Origin of the sequence: Burkholderia sp. Bp8992 (assembly GCF_003853705.1) — a bacterium.
GTDB lineage: Bacteria > Pseudomonadota > Gammaproteobacteria > Burkholderiales > Burkholderiaceae > Burkholderia.
The window spans coordinates 1-764 of record NZ_QTQI01000075.1; the positions used below are offsets into that span (position 1 = coordinate 1).

The 764-nt window shown below is 65.1% G+C and carries 1 pseudogene; it reads left to right on the forward strand.

The features are described from left to right. Positions 1–764, forward strand: a pseudogene (locus DIE03_RS38015) (hypothetical protein); the annotation flags it as partial.

The window sequence follows — 764 nt, forward strand, 5'->3', positions numbered from 1 at the left end:
GGCTGCGCGAGCCTGCCCGATCTCTGGCACGGCGGCCTCGACGACCGCGCGGCCGGATGGGTGACCGTCCAGGGGATCAACCCGACCAACCGGCCGCTGTATCGCGCGCCGCCCCGCGCATATGGCGTGCTCGCCGCTTTGCGCCTGGCGAGGCTGATCGAGTCGATTCGCCGCATGCAGGCCGACGTGCCGATTACCGTCGTGTGCCATAGCCAGGGCAACATCGTGGGCCTGACGGCGGCGTTCTTCGGCGATGCACTGCCCGATGTTGAAGATCCGTGGGGACGTAGCGGGCATTGCGTGGCGGATGCCTACGTACTGGCGAATGCGCCGTACAGCCTTGCGCGCGCAGACGGCCCCAATCCATCCGATACGTTCATGGATACATGGTCGCAACGCGCGACCAGGGACGGTGGCGGCCGTCGCGGACGGCAGACCTACGCCGCCCGCACGAAAACGTTCGGCAAGTTTCTGTCGATCATCGGCACGCGCAAAGCCTACGAACTGCCCGCCGACAAGATCGATGAAGATATGGCCAACGAACGGGTATCGCCGACCAGCAAGCGGTCCTATGCGGCGCAAGAGGATCGGGCTCGCCACGGCCTGAACGAATCGACATATGGTCGCGTCACCGCGTATTGCTGTCCACACGACCAGGTGATTTCGGCGGTCACGGTTCAAGGCATCGGCTGGCGTGGCATCGACGAGAACGAGCTGAACGATATCAGCGTCCCCGGCGTGCTGACGCAGCGCGTCTTTGCCTC